The sequence below is a fragment of the Patescibacteria group bacterium genome, assembly GCA_041660565.1.
Classification (GTDB): Bacteria; Patescibacteriota; UBA1384; order CAJBMM01; family CAJBMM01; genus JBAZWC01.
In genome coordinates, this window is sequence record JBAZWC010000001.1 from 1 (window position 1) to 16,041 (window position 16,041).

General features: G+C 44.3%; 17 protein-coding genes. 15 read left to right on the forward strand and 2 right to left on the reverse strand.

The genetic code is table 11. The features are described 5' to 3' along the window. Window positions 1–180: 180 nt before the first annotated feature. Both lepB and WC773_00010 read right to left on the reverse strand, forming a co-directional pair. On the reverse strand, window positions 181–699 hold the full coding sequence (gene lepB / locus WC773_00005; protein ID MFA6081791.1) for a signal peptidase I: 519 nt from the start codon (window positions 697–699) through the stop codon (window positions 181–183). 7 nt (window positions 700–706) lie between these two features. Continuing rightward, on the reverse strand, window positions 707–2,086 hold the full coding sequence (locus tag WC773_00010; protein MFA6081792.1) for a hypothetical protein: 1,380 nt from the start codon (window positions 2,084–2,086) through the stop codon (window positions 707–709). Window positions 2,087–2,194: 108 nt separating this feature from the next. Here WC773_00010 and frr point away from each other — a divergent pair, with 108 nt between their 5' ends. From frr to WC773_00085, 15 genes are all read left to right on the forward strand, one after another. Further along, entirely contained in the window at window positions 2,195–2,752 is a 558-nt protein-coding gene (gene frr / locus WC773_00015) for a ribosome recycling factor (protein ID MFA6081793.1), read from the forward strand. 150 nt (window positions 2,753–2,902) lie between these two features. After that, window positions 2,903–3,964: a M50 family metallopeptidase gene (locus WC773_00020; GenBank protein MFA6081794.1), complete on the forward strand. Its 1,062-nt coding sequence runs from the start codon at window positions 2,903–2,905 to the stop codon at window positions 3,962–3,964. Between the two features lie 18 nt (window positions 3,965–3,982). Continuing rightward, window positions 3,983–4,324, forward strand: coding sequence for a hypothetical protein (locus WC773_00025; GenBank protein MFA6081795.1), 342 nt, complete (start codon window positions 3,983–3,985; stop codon window positions 4,322–4,324). Window positions 4,325–4,328: 4 nt separating this feature from the next. Further along, window positions 4,329–5,561 (forward strand): aminoacyl--tRNA ligase-related protein, encoded by a 1,233-nt coding sequence (locus tag WC773_00030; protein ID MFA6081796.1) that lies wholly within the window; start codon window positions 4,329–4,331, stop codon window positions 5,559–5,561. A 345-nt stretch (window positions 5,562–5,906) separates the two neighbouring features. After that, window positions 5,907–6,374, forward strand: coding sequence for a hypothetical protein (locus tag WC773_00035; protein ID MFA6081797.1), 468 nt, complete (start codon window positions 5,907–5,909; stop codon window positions 6,372–6,374). Between the two features lie 542 nt (window positions 6,375–6,916). Further along, entirely contained in the window at window positions 6,917–8,374 is a 1,458-nt protein-coding gene (locus WC773_00040) for an excinuclease ABC subunit UvrC (protein ID MFA6081798.1), read from the forward strand. A 64-nt stretch (window positions 8,375–8,438) separates the two neighbouring features. Then, complete coding sequence (locus tag WC773_00045) at window positions 8,439–9,473, forward strand: hypothetical protein (protein MFA6081799.1); 1,035 nt, start codon at window positions 8,439–8,441, stop codon at window positions 9,471–9,473. 287 nt (window positions 9,474–9,760) lie between these two features. Further along, a complete protein-coding gene (locus WC773_00050) occupies window positions 9,761–10,801 on the forward strand; it encodes a gluconeogenesis factor YvcK family protein (protein ID MFA6081800.1) in 1,041 nt (346 codons plus the stop codon). Continuing rightward, window positions 10,798–11,520, forward strand: coding sequence for a triose-phosphate isomerase (gene tpiA / locus WC773_00055; protein MFA6081801.1), 723 nt, complete (start codon window positions 10,798–10,800; stop codon window positions 11,518–11,520). Before WC773_00050 ends, tpiA begins: the two co-directional genes overlap by 4 nt. Further along, entirely contained in the window at window positions 11,520–12,635 is a 1,116-nt protein-coding gene (locus WC773_00060) for a phosphoglycerate kinase (GenBank protein MFA6081802.1), read from the forward strand. The genes tpiA and WC773_00060 overlap by 1 nt, the downstream gene beginning before the upstream one ends. A 51-nt stretch (window positions 12,636–12,686) precedes the next feature. Continuing rightward, window positions 12,687–13,076: a hypothetical protein gene (locus WC773_00065; GenBank protein MFA6081803.1), complete on the forward strand. Its 390-nt coding sequence runs from the start codon at window positions 12,687–12,689 to the stop codon at window positions 13,074–13,076. Between the two features lie 70 nt (window positions 13,077–13,146). Continuing rightward, entirely contained in the window at window positions 13,147–14,316 is a 1,170-nt protein-coding gene (gene tig, locus WC773_00070; protein MFA6081804.1) for a trigger factor, read from the forward strand. Between the two features lie 207 nt (window positions 14,317–14,523). After that, window positions 14,524–15,108, forward strand: coding sequence for an ATP-dependent Clp endopeptidase proteolytic subunit ClpP (clpP, locus tag WC773_00075; GenBank protein ID MFA6081805.1), 585 nt, complete (start codon window positions 14,524–14,526; stop codon window positions 15,106–15,108). Between the two features lie 34 nt (window positions 15,109–15,142). After that, a complete protein-coding gene (locus WC773_00080) occupies window positions 15,143–15,550 on the forward strand; it encodes a hypothetical protein (GenBank protein MFA6081806.1) in 408 nt (135 codons plus the stop codon). Window positions 15,551–15,585: 35 nt separating this feature from the next. Continuing rightward, the gene (locus WC773_00085; GenBank protein MFA6081807.1) at window positions 15,586–15,957 is read left to right on the forward strand and encodes a hypothetical protein; all 372 of its coding nucleotides are present in this window, start codon (window positions 15,586–15,588) and stop codon (window positions 15,955–15,957) included. Window positions 15,958–16,041 lie beyond the last annotated feature (84 nt).

Below are 16,041 nucleotides of genomic sequence, written 5' to 3' on the forward strand. Positions count from 1 at the left end.
TTTTAATTTTTAATTTCAAATGAAAGGTAGCCAATTTTTAAATGACTAAATAAGGAACCTTTTAAAAATTTAAGCATTCGGCACTTATTCATTTAAAATTTAGCCTTTAAAATTTAAAATTATGGATCGGATTCTTTCCTAGATTTCTCCGACATGGTCGAATTGACAGCTCGTAGCATTTTAGTATCCAATTACCTTTCCAAAAAGGTCTTCTTTTGGTACGTAACCGAAGAAGCGAGAGTCGTTGCTGACTTGGCGATTGTCGCCTAATACCAGATATTGATCATTTGGCACGGTGCCATCAATATCGATCACGCCCGTAAAGGTGATTGATCCCGAAGGTAAATAATCCTCGGTGATTTTTTGATTGTTGCGATAAACAACATCATCTACAATTTTGATTTGATCGCCCGGGATGCCAATGATTCGTTTTACATACCATGTGTTTAACGGATCGCCGGGGAATCGCAAAATGACCACGTCGCCACGGTTCCACGAATTGAAATTTTTCGAAACTAAATCTACCAGCACCCATTGCTTATCCTTTAGTGTTGGATCCATGCTGTGTCCATCAACTTTAACGGCAGTAATTAATGAACGCATGATTATCAACAACAGAATTACGCTCAGTAAAATGCCTCGGCCGAATAACATTAGCCAAGAAGCAAGAGTAGCAAATTTTTCTAACGTGTTGTTCATATCACCTTTACAAATACGCTGGCATAATGGTGTCTCTAATACTTTCAGACGCAACTTTTAATACCGGTGCAATATATTGCTGGAACTGGTCAAAATCACGAATTGGGTCTGGTGTCATTAGCCATGATGGCTGTCTAAACTCAGCATCTTTCCACCGCCCAAGCCACTGTGGAGTGACGCCCAGCACAATTGCCAATGGCAAATACTGTTCCCATGCGTTCTGATTTACCAAAGATGGGGGCACAGGGATTTTTGAGGTCAAAACTGATTTGCTGGAGATTAATTTTGCTAGTACGTCTGAGCCGTGTGGGCTCATGCGAGCAATACCTGGGGTAGAGGAATATAAAATGGCACAAGTAACCATTACCCCGCCTAAAAACCACAACAGTGGTGTAGCAGATGGCAAGAATAAGTAGGCGGATAAAAAGATGGTGCCAAAGATGGCAGTAAGTAAGAACGTAATGATATAAAGCCTCCAGTGAGTTACCAGTGGCGAGGGTTTAAACCAGCCGTAGCTTTCGACTTCTTGATAAATTGCCAAGTTGGCAGTTTTACTTTGCTGATTAATCATCTGCGTTTTTATCTCTTTGGATAGCTGGTATCCGGTGGAGTTGAAGCTCTGTTTAAACCATCGTTCCATCATAAATGATTCGTGATTGCGAAGCTCATCGCGGCCTTTATCGCGATACATCACTACGTTATCATCGCGAATAAGTATTCTAATATGACCGCGAATTGCCAAATCAATTAGAGTAGCCGCACTGGCACGCCGAGAGACGAATCCTCGGATTAGCACGGTTAAAGCACCGGGCGAAGTGTTTAGTATCTCTGGATGAATGTTGGAATCAATGTCAGTTATCCTGACGCGTAACCGACGCCTGAGAGCAAGAGAGGTTAACAAAACTAACGGTAGCAATAGCCCCATTGCTACCCATGCGGGATCTGGGATATTGCTGAGGGCGGATAAAATTCTCCAAATTATCGGATCGCTAAAAATACCACTTTTAACCTCGGCCACAATGGTAATTTGCCCACCATACATAGAATTTACAAACCAACTGCGAGATTGTGGAGAACTGGAAATTTGTTGGCTGGATGCGCCATGGATGGCGTATAATTTTGGATTAACTGAATCAATTATCCCATCGGAACTGGTAATAGTGATAGTATCTGTTGGGCCCGAATCTAGATTTGTTAGAATCGGAACAAATAATACATTTGTCCGCCAACCACGATGAAGCTCCCCTAACGATTCACCTGTTTCGGCATTCGTAACTTCTCCGTTTTTGTTTAAGGTTAAATTAATATCAGCCGCATATAATTTGGCGGGGATGAAAAATATACTCAAGCATATGAGCAATAAGAAATATTTTACAATTCTAGCCATTTTAACTCTCCACCAAAAAATTCTAAGCACCAAATTCAAAAAAAAATTAAAAATTTCGGTTTGATATTTTCCCCAAATTTGTTATGCTTTAAGCAAAAGAGAGGAAAAATGCTTCCAGAAACATTATCTCAGATAAAAGGTCAGATGACCAAATCCGTGGATCATTTGTCAGAGCAGCTTAAGTCGCTGCGTACCGGCCGAGCAAATTCGGCAATGGTTGAGGATGTTTTGGTAACATACTACGGTGCAAAAACGCCGCTAAAACAAGTGGCAACCATTCAAATTCCAGAAAGCTCTCTGATTGTAATTCAGCCGTGGGACCCGAAGGCATTAAACGATATTGAGCAAGGAATTCGTGAGGCCGAGCTGGGGATGAATCCAACTAACGATGGGCGAGTAATTAGGCTTAGTTTACCGCCGCTTACAACGGAGCGCCGTACGGAGTTAATCAAAATGCTGCATAAAATGGGTGAGGAAACCAGGGTAGTCATTCGAAATATCCGGAAAGAGGCATGGGATTCTACGCAAGCAGGTTTCAAAAAGGGTGATGTAACAGAGGATGATAAATATCGCACCGAAGAGCAGTTGAACAAAATTGTTGATGAATATAACAACAAAATTGAAGAAATTATTAAACTAAAAGAACAAGATTTGCAGACGGTTTAATAAATTTCTAATTACTAATTTCTAATGTCTAATCAATGTCAAATTCCTAATTACTAAAAGCACCATTAGACATTTAGTCATTAATAATTAATTAGTAATTAGACATTAGGCATTTGAGTAGCAGTATTCGCTTCAGAAAGACTTGGCACAATGACGTTAGTAATAACACTTGTAATATTTATCCTCATCTTTGGTCTAATTGTGTTTGTGCATGAATTGGGGCATTTTTTGGTGGCCAAAAAATCCGGAATTTTAGTTGAGGAATTTGGTTTTGGTTTTCCGCCCAAATTATATAGCCGAAAAATCGGCGAGACCAAATATGTGATAAACGCAGTTCCTTTGGGGGGATACGTAAAAATGCTTGGTGAGGAGCGCACTAGCGCAGACCCACGCTCGTTTAGCCAGCAGCCTGCTTGGGTTCGGGTGTTAATCTCGTTAGCTGGGGTAACCATGAACCTGTTGTTAGCGTGGGTGGTGCTGTCGGTGGTGCTTTGGTTGCCAAATTCAGTCAAAGGGTCAGACACCATATTTATTTCCGAAGTAATGCAAAATTCAGCGGCTGCAAAAGCCGGATTGACTGCCGGTGATGTAATCAGCCAAATTGATGATGTTAAAATGTCTAACGCTGAAACGCTGCACAACTTTACTACTTCGCATAAAAATCAATCCGTAACCGTAAAAATTAAACGCAATGGTTTTGAGCAGACCAAAACCGTCACTTTGGCCAATTCTGATACTCCGCTGGGCGTTTCGGCCGGTAGTTTTTCGCTGGCCGATGTTGTCCACGAGCGCTGGTGGCAGGTGCCGTGGCAGGCTATCACAGTGATTTGGTCCACCATTGTGGCAAACTTTCAGTTCTTAGGCAGTTTGGTTGGGGGGATATTTGGACTAAAAACTACCGTGGCCGTTTCGGCGGATCAATTAAGTGGTCCGGTTGGGATTTTTGGCATGGTGGCACAGTTTGCGGCAATGGGTTGGGTGTATGTTTTGCTGATCACCGCTCAACTATCGCTTGCCGTAGCCATCTTCAACATCTTACCAATTCCGGCGCTTGATGGCGGTCGCATACTATTCATTTTGTTAAATAAAATTTTTGGTAAGAAGATTGTCTCAGAGCAGATAGAAAACATCGTTCATCTAACCGGATTTGCATTACTGATGCTGTTGTTCGTTTTTGTGACCTATCGTGATATATTAAAGTTAATCAAATGAAACAATCGGGAGGATTAAATGGGTGAAACTCTAGGTGCAGACGTTTTGGATACGAAAGAGGCCATCAAATCTGAAGAATGGCGAGATGAGACTGAAAAATGGGCAGATGTCGCGCGCCAGTTTCTGAATAACTACAGAGAAAAACATCCGAGATTTAACGATCGTGTTGATTTTTCAAATCCATCGGATACTTTGGACAAATTTCTAAAAGAAGGCGCTGATCCGGGCCGAATTTCGGTGATGTATGAAGATGATAAACCGGTCAGAATGACAATCAGTGTGAGTCCAAGTAATATTCATATTTGGGGCGATGCAATGGAGGCTTTAGTCGCATTTTCACAGGAAAACGAAGCTAGTTAATCAAATGAAACAAACTCAACTTTTTGGTACAACCAAAAAAGAGACACCAAGCGGCGAGGTCTCAAAAAATGCCATTCTATTAACGCGTGGTGGCTATATTGATAAAGAGTTAGCGGGCATATACACCTTGCTACCGTTAGCGTTGCGCGCGGTGCAAAAAATTAGCGCCATTGTGCGTGAAGAGATGAATCGTCTGCCGCACACTAGTGAAGTTTTGATGCCGATGTTGCAACCGCATAGTTTGTGGGAAGAAAGCGGCCGGCGCGAGGGCATTAAAGAAATTATGTACGATTTAAAAGATGAGGCAATTGGCTTGGGGCCGACTCACGAAGAAGTAGCTCAAGATGTTTTTCGTCATTTTGTACAATCATATAAAGATTTGCCCAGGGCGTTTTATCAAATTCAAACCAAGTTTCGCCATGAGCCACGCGCCAAATCCGGCCTGCTGCGTGGGCGTGAGTTTATGATGAAAGATTTGTACAGTTTTCATCTAACTGCCGAGGATTTAATCGAGTATTACGATTTGGTAAAACAAGCTTATCTGAAAATTTATTCGCGTTGCGGGCTAAACGCTATTTATACTGATGCAAGCGGCGGGGTATTCACCAAATATCGATCGCACGAATTTCAAGTGTTAGCCGAAAATGGCGAGGATACTATCTACCTCAATCAAGCTGGGGATAGAGCGTGGAATAAAGAGGTTGTGCAGGAAGACGATCCGGAATTTTTGCAGTTTTGCTCTGGCGAAATTATTAAGAAAAACGCTATCGAAGTGGGGAATATTTTTCGATACGACAACAAATATTCCAAACCAATGCATTCAACGGTGGTAAATAAGAACGGTGAAGAAATTGAAGTGCTTGGCGCCAGCTACGGCATTGGTATCACGCGGTTGGTGGGCACAATTGTTGAAGTTTACGGAGATCTGGAAAAAAGTAAAATGATTTGGCCGGCGAGCGTGGCGCCATTCAAAATCCATCTGATTGAGTTGAGCGAAGGACTAGGTGAAGATATTTATAATGTGTTAATGTTGTCAAATATCTCCGATGTTTTATATGATGATCGCGCTGTTTCGGCTGGGAATAAATTTGCTGATGCCGATTTAATTGGATCGCCAATTCGGATTATTGTTAGTGCCAAAACGCAAGCGACAAAATGCGTCGAAATTGTTTTGCCCGATGGTAAAACCGAGCTAATAAAAGAAAAAGATCTCATCAATTACTTAGCAAAAAACTAAAATTGTGCTATAATCTCATCATCAGCACCGTATATTCCGCGTAGAGGAGGGGGCGGATGGACTTTGTTGTCATCTTCGTGATCGTGCTGTTTGCATCATCCGCGTTCATGTACTTCTCACCGCCGAGGTATGGTGAGCGGTTCAGGCGAGCGTGCGAGTGGACGTTGGTAACGGTAGGGTGGTTCATTGTTACCGCGCTGTACTGGGGATCGGGCATTTTCCGGGATGTATGTAATTTGACCATGACTATGTGGTCATTCTACATGCTCCTGGATACGACCAATCCAAGATTGTGACAGCACCTGACAATTCATTCTGTGCCTCTTGGAGGAGGTGAGCAGAGCAATGCCGAAGCAGACGATGTTCGCAAGGTACGCACACGAGGTATTTGTGGTTGCGTTCTGTCAGCCGCCGATAGTTCTGGCTTATCCGGCCGAAGCCGCTGTCCACCCGGTGGTTTTCACTAGCGGTTTCGGTGATGACACCCGGAGTTGTGGTTGGAATTGCCCGGGCTGTGGTGAGTACATCAAGGCGCCGCCGGTTGCTGATCAACTACCAAATGACCTGGGTACGTACAACAGCTGGCGGCGAAAGCATCGTGGAACGCAGCTCGCTCCTCACCTGTTTCTCGAAGCTACAGAGGGCGAAGGCCTGGTAATGGTGGCGAAGTGGTTCGCTGGAATATGGCTACAGACCGTTACCGGCGACTACCAAATCAACGACCTGCGCTGGCCAACCAATACCAATGTAGTGCCATACGAGGCGATGATGGAAGCGCAGCGAATCCTCGCTGAGTCACTCTCAACTCCGTAATGGACCACGCCCAGACGCATTTGTTTTGTTAGGAGGGAGGTGAGACTGCAATGCCTGAAATGTCAGATGTAACTGTTGTGTGCTCCGATATACACTTTACCGAGGTTACGGTGTACTCGGTATTGCGAGTTGAGCATAACCGAATCATTCCAATCGATTCGAACAAACCCAACTCACGGATCACTCTGGTGTGCCCAGCATGTGGTGCGTTCCTCAATGTCCCAAGTAAGCCAAAGGGGCTGCCTAATGTTCTCGACGCGCACTACACGACAACCGCAGCTAAGGTTGTGTACGGGCACCGATTCTTGGACGGTGACATCGCACACTGTGCCAAGGAAGTTGCAGATTGGTACGCACAGAAAAGGAAAGAGATGGCTAATAGTAGCTTCCCACACCGAAACCTCTGTGTTGTGGGTTGTGAAGATCCTTCAGCTACCCATCTCATTCAGGGGATCCTCGGACGTACCTGATGTGACTTTCCTGGTCCAAATCCACCCGGACGATTCGTCGCCCGGGTGTTTCTTTTATGTTATAATCTGGCTATGAAAATACCAACTCATATTAAACCGCAAATTGAAGCTCTACCAAAAACGGCGGGGGTGTATTTTTTTAAAGGTGAGTTGGGCGAAATTATGTACGTGGGCAAAGCCAATAGCTTGCGCGACCGCGTTAAATCGTACTGGGCCAAAGAGCTAAATCGAAGCACGTTAATTTACAAAATGGTTGAGCAGGTGGTTACGATTGATTTTGAGCTGTGCGATTCGGGTATGGAAGCATTAATTGCCGAGGCAAACTATATCAAACGTTTGCTGCCAAAATATAATACCCGTTTGAAGGATGATAAAAGTTATTATTACGTTAAATTAGATTCATCTGACGGCTCGGATTTCCCCAAACTGTTGCTGATTCGCAAAAATCAGATATTGGATGATGAAAAAAAAGTGCGCTATTTTGGTCCGTACACTTCGGCAAAAAATCTGCGCTTGGCACTCAAAATGATCCGTCGTATTTTCCCCTATCGATCATGCAACATTATGCCCCAAAAACCGTGTTTGCAATATCATATCAAACGGTGCAGCGCGCCGTGCGCCGGAAATATCGACCAAAAAGAATATGCCAAAACCATCTCGCGAATTGTAATGATGTTGGAAGGTAATACGCAAACACTAATTAAACAACTTAAAAAAGAGATGGATCAGCTGGCAAAAAAACAGTTGTTCGAACAGGCATCCGTTGTTCGCAACCAATACCTTGCCCTTCAACACTTGCGCCAATCGGCAAAAATTTTAGACGTTGACGATATTCGGGTCGAGGATAATGTTGAGGGCGTACCAGGTCGTCTGGAAGGGTTTGACGTCTCTAACCTGTCTGGAAAAGAAGCGGTTGTGTCGATGGTGGTATTTACCAGCGGAAAGCCGGACAAAAAGCGGTATAAAAAATTCAAAATTCGTGGCGTTTTTCAGCCCGATGATTACGCCATGTTACAAGAGACAATTACCCGCCGTTTAATTAGGGCTAACGTTCGGCCAGATGGTGCGGAAGAGCTGGTTAACGCTGTCACCAACGATTTTTCTGCTGACAATGAGTGGAGTCTGCCCGATATTTTCATTATCGATGGGGGCAAAGGCCAGGTTTCGGCGGTTAAGGCGGTTTTAGATCAATTTAACGTCGAAATTCCAATAATTGGCATTGCCAAAGGTCCAGACAGAAAAGGCGAAGATTTGTATTTTTCAACTCAGACAGATTTTAAGGATATTAAAATAATTAGGTCAATTCGCGATGAAGCCCATCGATTTGCCATTGCGTATCATCGTTTATTGCATCAGAAATCTATCATTAAATCTGAATTAGATGACGTTCCCGGTATTGGCAAAATTACTAAGACAAAATTGTTGAAACATTTTGGCTCGGTGGCCAAAATTAGACAAGCATCAGAGTTAGAAATTGCGTCAGTTGTTGGCCCAAAGCTAACCAAGGCTATCATAAAACATCTAATTTGATTGTTTGGGCAATTTGGCGAAATGACAGGAGACATGAACTTTGCTATGCTTAAATTGAGGCAATATGGCTGACGAACCGTCTGGGTCGGAAGTAATGATCGACCTTAATATAGTGCTTAATAAAATGTCCGATGACAATGCGCGGTTATCGTTTTTGGAGAACTTGCGTAAAAAAGTTGAAGACAATTTGACTAGTAACCCAAAGTTAAAGCCATTACTATGGCAAATTGCCTCTGCGTTATCGCCAATATATATTCACCATAATCGTACTGAAGACGCTGCCAAGCTGTTTGAAAGTGCCGGTGTGTATGATCAAGCCGCGGTAAATTTTATGAAAGTCAGAGCGTTTGGCGATGCCGGGCGCTGTTACTCTAAAAACGGTGAGCACGAAAAGGCGCTTCAACTGTATACTCAAGCTGAAATGTGGTTGCCTGCTGCTGAAATTGCCGATCAAACAGGTAATCCGACAGTTGCCAAAAACTTATATTCAAAGGCAATTGAACAGTTTACTAATAGTCGTGAGTACGAAAAAGCTGCTTATGCGGCGGAAAAGGCCGGTTTGGTTAAAGAAACTTTAACCTTGACCGCGGATCATATTGATCATATTGGTAATAAAGATTCCAAATTTTTGTACCAAGAGTTAGTGGAGCGGGCGCTGAAGGCAAATTTCAGACCGTTAGCGATTGAGCTGGCTATTCGAGGTGAGTTGTTTGACCAGGCTATTCAGATGGCAATCCAAGACCATCAAACCGATCAAGTGCCGGAAATTTATCAACAGTATTTAAATTCACTTTATCCCAAAGAACGAATGCCGGTTTTTAAGCGCTACATATCATTTCTAACTGAGCACGCAACGGTTGCAGTGGTTAGAGTGGCGTATCAGAAGGAAGTGAGGCATTTGATTGAGCGCGCAGAGCTTTTGTCTGCTGGGATGCTGGCAGAGGAAGCAAAGTTGCCAGAAGCGGCTGAAATTTATCGTCAAGCAATGGAAATAGCGGAGAGCAACGCTGATTTTGCCCAGGCAACCTTGGCTGCCACTAAACTTGGATTAGCTAGCGAAGCAAATTATTATCGCCAGTTGGCATCCATGATCGGATGATGAGAAATGCCGCAATCTGTCATTTCGACTCCTCGAGCCTTGTCTCGAGGGTGGCTTCCTGCCCTCTTAGGGCGTAAGCCCGGAGGGAGAAATCTACAAAATTAGAATTTTTAATTTTTAATTTTTAATTTCAAATGAAAGGTAGCCAATTTTAAATGACTAAATAAGGAACTATTTAAAATTTAAACATTTGGTTCTTATTCATTTAAAATTTAGCCTTTAAAATTAAAAATTATGTCGGGACGCGTCACGTTTAATTATTGCTGAAGTAACGAATTTGATTAGGTATGAGCACAAAAACATTGTTTGACAAATGGTGGCATTATCTAAAATATAGCCCAACTGATCCGCATTTTTATGCCGATTCGGCACCAAAAGTGGTGGCAATTGGTGGTGGAACCGGCCTGTCTAGTTTACTACGCGGGCTAAAACAAATTACGCCAAACATTACTGCTATTGTTGCCGTTACGGACAATGGGCAGAGTAGCGGACGATTGCGAAAACTTTATGACACGTTGCCACCGGGAGATATTCGTCAGTGCATCGCCGCGCTTTCACCGGATGAGGATGTTTTAACCAAACTAATGAACTATCGTTTCAAAAAAGGTGACGGGTTAAAGGGGCATGCGCTTGGAAATCTGCTGATGGTAGCGTTGGCAGATCAATCCGGTGGTTTTGACCGTGCCATCATTAGACTGAGCGAAATTTTACGTATTACTGGACGGGTAATGCCGGTTTCTTTAGGAAATATCCAATTAAACGCCAAATTAAAATCCGGCCAAGTGGTGGTAGGCGAGGAGCAAATTAGTCTTGCCGGGCACGATGACCCAATAGATCGTGTCTTTCTGCCTCATTCAGTGCGTGTTTATCCGCCCGCGGTACAGGCGATACTTGAGGCCGATCTAATTATTATTGGCCCGGGTAGTTTGTACACCAGCGTAATTCCGCCTTTGCTTTTTTCGGGCATCACTAAGGCGCTAAAAAGCTCGTTGGCGGTTAAAGCTTATGTTTGCAACATCTCGACCGAGCGTGGCGAAACCGAAGGATATTCGGTTCAGAATCATATCGAAAAAATTGTAGAGGTGGTTGGGAAGAATGTCGTTAATTTTGCGTTGGTGAACAAAAATCATGTTAGATCAAACCAGATCCCAGAAGGCGAATTGGGATCGATTAAAGTGATTTCTACCAGGCAATCGATAATTGAGGGCGTGCGGATCAAATTAGATTCAGTATCAAATTCAAAACAGCCGTTGTATCATGACAGTATTCGTTTGGCGGAAGTGTTGATTATGGAATATAATGAAATCAAGAAAAGGTTGAAACGATGAAACCGTTGGTTGTGGCAAATTGGAAGATGAATACCACTTTGGCTGATGCCAGTGTGTTGGCAACGCTGGTGCGCAATCAGTTGCACGACTTAAGTGGGGTAGATGTGGTGCTTTGCCCGCCGTACATTTGGTTGCAAGAAGTCGCGTCAATCTTAGAGGTTTCGGCCAGGCATATCTATTTAGGAGCGCAAAACTGCCATCCAGATAAGTTTGGAGCACTAACTGGCGAAGTCTCGGTGGCGCAAGTTAAAGATCTGTGCCAGTTTGTGATTGTGGGACATTCCGAGCGCCGTGAGCATTTTCATGAAACAAACGAATTTGTCAGCGACAAAGTGCAGGCGGTACTGGAAAACGGAATGACGCCAATTTTGTGCGTAGGCGAAAAAACCAAATCTGACCGTAGTATTGGGCTGGTAATAGATGAATTGCATCAGTCGCTGGCTGGAATCAAGCCAGCCGAATACGAGAAGTTAGTAATTGCGTACGAGCCAATTTGGGCAATTGGCACCGGCAACGCGTCCGAGGCGGTTTACTGCGAAATGGTCTGCGATGAAATTAAAAAGGTTGTGGGCAAAGAAACACGAGTGTTGTATGGTGGCAGCGTTACTGCCGAAAACGTTGACCGATTTACTAGTCTAACAGCAATCGACGGTGTATTAGTGGGTGGCGCCAGTTTAAAGGCATCAGAATTTGTTGAGCTGTGTAAAAAGGTTAGATAATGCAAATATTTACCGAATCTGACGTTAAAAATAAACGAATCATTTGTCGGTTCGATTTTGATGTACCGGTTTTAGATGATGGTAAAATTGCCGATACAAACCGAATTGATGCGGCAATCCCCACTATTTCACGTCTGTTGCAGCAAAATGTCGAACAAATTCTTATTTTGGCACATCGTGGTAAGCCGGTTGGCGTAGACGCAACGCTAACAATGCAAGAAGTGGCAAACTATTTGGCCCAAAAATTGTCCGACAACCCATCCGCAACATCTGAAATTGTTCAACAAGATGCAATCAACAATTTAGGTGTTTACGGGATTTTTCCAAAGGTTTATCTGCTAGAAAATATCCGATTTGATGCAGGTGAAGAGAAAAACGATCCAAAATTGGCGGCCGAAATTGCCAGACATGGCGACGTTTTTATTTTTGATGCCTTTGCCACAGCGCACAGAGAACATGCCTCGACGGTCGGTGTATCGGCGCTGTTGCCACATTTTTCGGGGCTGCATTTGGCGCAAGAAATCCAATATCTATCCAACATCAAAGATAACCCAAATCAGCCACTGATGTTCATTATTGGTGGCGCCAAAATTGAAGACAAGCTGCCAATAATCGAGAAATTAGCACCCCTGGCTGATCAATTTTTGATTGGCGGGGCAGTGGCTAACACCTTTCTCAAATCTAGAAATATTGATGTCAAAAGATCGCTGGTTGATCCGGATTTTATCACTCAAGCCAACGATATATTTGAGCGGTATGAAGACAAAATTATGTTACCAACCGATTATGCGTGGGACAGAGATTCGATTTGCGATATTGGGCCCGAAACTATTATGCAGTTTGAAGATGCGTTGGCAGATGCAAAAACGGTGTTTTGGAACGGTAATTTGGGACGAACCGAAGATCCGCGGTTTAGTCGCGGCACGCTAATGATTGCCGATGTCTTGGCTCGCTCACCACAAATTACGCGCGTAATTGCCGGCGGCGATACGGTTGGGTTTTTGAATCAGCATCAGTTGGCCGATAAAATGACTTTTGTTTCAACCGGCGGTGGTGCCAGTCTGGATTATCTAGCCGGCAAATCCCTTCCAGCTCTCACAATATTAGATGAGTAACTTGACTTTTTGCTCTTAACTCGCTACACCTATGGTATAAGTGAGTAATAAATGGCCACACATTTAGCAGTGTTTGTGGGGGAAGCGATTAATCATATTTTGACCGGCGATAAGTCGGTTGATATTCGATTGTCGCGGTCGGCTACCTTGCCATATCGCAAAATTATGAGTGGCGATGAAATTTACCTAAAACAGTCGTCGGGGGCGGTGATGGCAAAAGTTGAAGTTGAAAATGTGCTATATTTTCATCATTTAACGCCCGAAAAGATAGCCCAGATAGCTCAAAAATACGGCGAACAGATAAATATGCCAATCGCATTTTGGGATTCAAAACAAAAATCCCAGTATGCCACGCTAATTTTCTTATCTAACCCTCAGCGGCTATTAAGCACCATCAACTATCATAAAAACGACAGGCGGTCTTGGGTTGTACTGCAATAATAGATCGATATCAATGCTAGTCAAATCGATCGGAATCAGTTATAATTGACTATTGAAACAAAGGAAAATAATGCAGACAAAATTAGAGAATCTACCGAAATCTCGAGTCAAAATTACCATCACCTTAACCGCGCAAGAGTGGCAAAAAGCTTACGAGGAAGCGTTGGTAGAGATTGCCAAAACAATTAAGCTAGCCGGATTTCGTCCTGGCAAAGTGCCAGCAGTGATGGCGGAAAAACACATTGGCAAGGCCGGTATTACTTCGGAAGCGCTAGAGAAAGCCATTCCGCATTATTATTACGAAGCGGTTTTGGAACACAATTTACACCCGTTGCATCAGCCCGCCGTTACGGTGGCAAAATCTGATCCGGAGCTTGAATTTAACGCCGAGGTAGATATTTTACCAACAGTTGAAATCAAAGATTGGCACAATATCAAAATAAAAAAGAATGATGCCCAAAAAGTAACTGACTTGGATGTGAAGAAAGTGCTCGAGCACTTGCGCAAAGAGCGATCTCAGCTGGAAGCGGTTACTCGTCCGGCAGAAACTAAAGATTTTGTGCGAATTAACTTTTCCGGGTCGGTAGATGGCGTCAAACACGAAGGAATGCAGAGTAACGAACATCCTCTAGTTTTGGGCGATAATACGATGATCTCGGGATTTGAAGACCAAATTGTGGGCATGTCAGTGGATGAAGAAAAAACCTTTGACATCGTTTTTCCAAAAGACTATCGCGACAAAACTTTAGCCAAAAAGAAAGCTCAATTTATGGTCAAATTACTTGAAGTTAAACAAATCAACCTACCTGAATTAGATGAGAAATTCGCCGCAGACTTTGGCAAAAAGAACATGACTGAAATTGAATCTGCTATTTTAGAGCAGCTGGAAGCTGAAGCAGAAGAAGAGGCCAAAAATAAAGACGAGGTGCTAATTTTAGAAGAGTTGGTTAAGCGCACCAAAGTGGTTTTGCCAAAATCGATTGTGGAAAGCGAAATCGATCGCATTATAGACACCATGAAAGAGCGCATGGGTGCCAATGACACTCAGTTTAGTCAATACCTAGAGAGCCAAGGTAAATCGTTAGTCAAGCTGCGCGAAGAGGCTAACGATCAAGCGATCAAAAATGCCACCATTGGATTAGCGTTGGGAGAAATAATGAAGGCAGAAAAGATTGATCCCGAAGACAAAGACGCGGTAAAATTAGTTTTAGATAAAATCAAAGCAGAATCAACTAAATAACCCCCTGTCATTCCGGACATGATCCGGAATCTATGCGATAACAACAATTCCATCATTAAAAATTTCAAATTTCAAATTTCAAATTCTTGTTTGAGATTTCTCCCTCCGGGCTTACGCCCTAAGAGGGCAGGAAGCCACCCTCGACTCGAATGTCGAGTAGTCGAAATGACAACTCGTGAGCATAAAAATTAGAAACCAAGGAGCCCTATGTCCTATTTAATCCCCACGGTAATTGAAAAATCGCAGTATGGTGAGCGTGCCTACGATATTTATTCGCGCTTGCTCAAAGAACGCATTATCTTTTTGGGTGGGCCGGTAGATGATGTTATCGCCAATTTGGTAATTGCGCAAATGCTATTTCTAGAATCCGAAGATCCAAAAAAAGATATCCAGCTATACATCAACAGCCCGGGTGGATCGGTTAGCGCCGGCATGGCCATTTACGATACCATGCGGGTGATAAAGCCGGATGTTTCGACTATTTGCGTTGGTCTAGCGGCGTCAATGGGCGCGTTTCTGCTAGCCGGTGGCGCCAAAGGCAAGCGATTTTCATTGCCAAACAGCAAAATTTTAATTCATCAAGTGATGGGCGGGGCAGAAGGCCAAGCGACCGAAATAGACATTGCCGCCAAAGAAATCATCAAAACCCGCGAACAGCTAGATAAAATTTTAGCCGAAAATACCGGGCAAAAATTAGAAAAAATCTCGCACGATACCGAGCGCGATTATTATATGACCTCACTTGAAGCCAAAACCTACGGCATCATTGACGAGATAATTACAAAGAAATAGTCGAGCTGATTAGGGGAGGAAATGGATAATATCATTGCATCTTATCCTGTTTTGTGGTAAAACAATTATGGAAATCACATACCTCTGGGAGGTGCGCATGGCTGATCACGGGTATCGCGCCACCGTTGGGTTGAAGGCGCGAACGATGGCTGAAGCACAGAAGGTGGTCGCCCATCTGCGGGAAATGGACGGAATCGAGTTCGTTCTCGAGCCGTTCCAGATCCGCAGTGCCGCGGCGGCTGAGGAAGGCGCTGCTCAAGAGTCTCGGCCGCGAGTGCTAGCCCAGCAAGGTCTGGCAGCGGTTGCCGGCGGGGTGGCAAGCGGTGGCAATTGGTTTCGCGAGCAGTTGGACGAGGTCGCTCAGGAGGCTGAGGGGTGGCCACCGTGGCGCACAGCGGGCACTGATCGCTTCGCGCCGAGCAATGAGCCCGTGACGTTGTAGGTCGGTATGTCGTTTCTGGTGAGGGAAGGGAGGTGATGAGCACAATGTCGTACAGTTTCGTTGTCGTGTGCGACGATGAAATCGATCAAGATCAGGCTTATGCCATCACGCAAGAGGTTGATAGGATCCGAGGTGTTAGGTTCACCTACGCTCCCTATCGCAGTGGACCGGAGTCGGAGGCTCCGTCGCGACCGAAGACGTGGGGCGATGTCTTCCCGTCTGCACCGTTTTATCGAGCGGGATCGGCCGATCCGGTTGATATCCCGTTGGCAGATGGTGATGCGGACGACAAGCCGCCGCGGCCGGCGAAGGTGGGGGCTGCTCGGTTTGACTTCGCGGAGGTTGTGGAAGTCGAAGACCCTCCGCGGATGGAGAAGCAAGGGCATTACCCCGGCGAGGTCGGGTGATACCGGGGTTATTGGGCGGGAGCTGCATTGCGCAGCCCTCGCCCGTTTTCTTTTCTATCATCTGTTGACAAATGGTCGCGACTT

Coding starts and splice junctions, on each gene's coding strand:
- WC773_00065 (MFA6081803.1), top strand. CDS start 12,687: ATGGCCACACATTTAGCAGTGTTTGTGGGGGAAGCGATTAATCATATT.
- clpP (MFA6081805.1), top strand. CDS start 14,524: ATGTCCTATTTAATCCCCACGGTAATTGAAAAATCGCAGTATGGTGAG.
- WC773_00030 (MFA6081796.1), top strand. CDS start 4,329: ATGAAACAAACTCAACTTTTTGGTACAACCAAAAAAGAGACACCAAGC.
- WC773_00040 (MFA6081798.1), top strand. CDS start 6,917: ATGAAAATACCAACTCATATTAAACCGCAAATTGAAGCTCTACCAAAA.
- WC773_00085 (MFA6081807.1), top strand. CDS start 15,586: ATGAGCACAATGTCGTACAGTTTCGTTGTCGTGTGCGACGATGAAATC.
- WC773_00050 (MFA6081800.1), top strand. CDS start 9,761: ATGAGCACAAAAACATTGTTTGACAAATGGTGGCATTATCTAAAATAT.
- tig (MFA6081804.1), top strand. CDS start 13,147: ATGCAGACAAAATTAGAGAATCTACCGAAATCTCGAGTCAAAATTACC.
- tpiA (MFA6081801.1), top strand. CDS start 10,798: ATGAAACCGTTGGTTGTGGCAAATTGGAAGATGAATACCACTTTGGCT.
- WC773_00020 (MFA6081794.1), top strand. CDS start 2,903: ATGACGTTAGTAATAACACTTGTAATATTTATCCTCATCTTTGGTCTA.
- WC773_00010 (MFA6081792.1), bottom strand. CDS start 2,086: ATGGCTAGAATTGTAAAATATTTCTTATTGCTCATATGCTTGAGTATA.
- WC773_00045 (MFA6081799.1), top strand. CDS start 8,439: ATGGCTGACGAACCGTCTGGGTCGGAAGTAATGATCGACCTTAATATA.
- WC773_00025 (MFA6081795.1), top strand. CDS start 3,983: ATGGGTGAAACTCTAGGTGCAGACGTTTTGGATACGAAAGAGGCCATC.
- WC773_00035 (MFA6081797.1), top strand. CDS start 5,907: ATGCCGAAGCAGACGATGTTCGCAAGGTACGCACACGAGGTATTTGTG.
- WC773_00060 (MFA6081802.1), top strand. CDS start 11,520: ATGCAAATATTTACCGAATCTGACGTTAAAAATAAACGAATCATTTGT.
- lepB (MFA6081791.1), bottom strand. CDS start 699: ATGAACAACACGTTAGAAAAATTTGCTACTCTTGCTTCTTGGCTAATG.
- frr (MFA6081793.1), top strand. CDS start 2,195: ATGCTTCCAGAAACATTATCTCAGATAAAAGGTCAGATGACCAAATCC.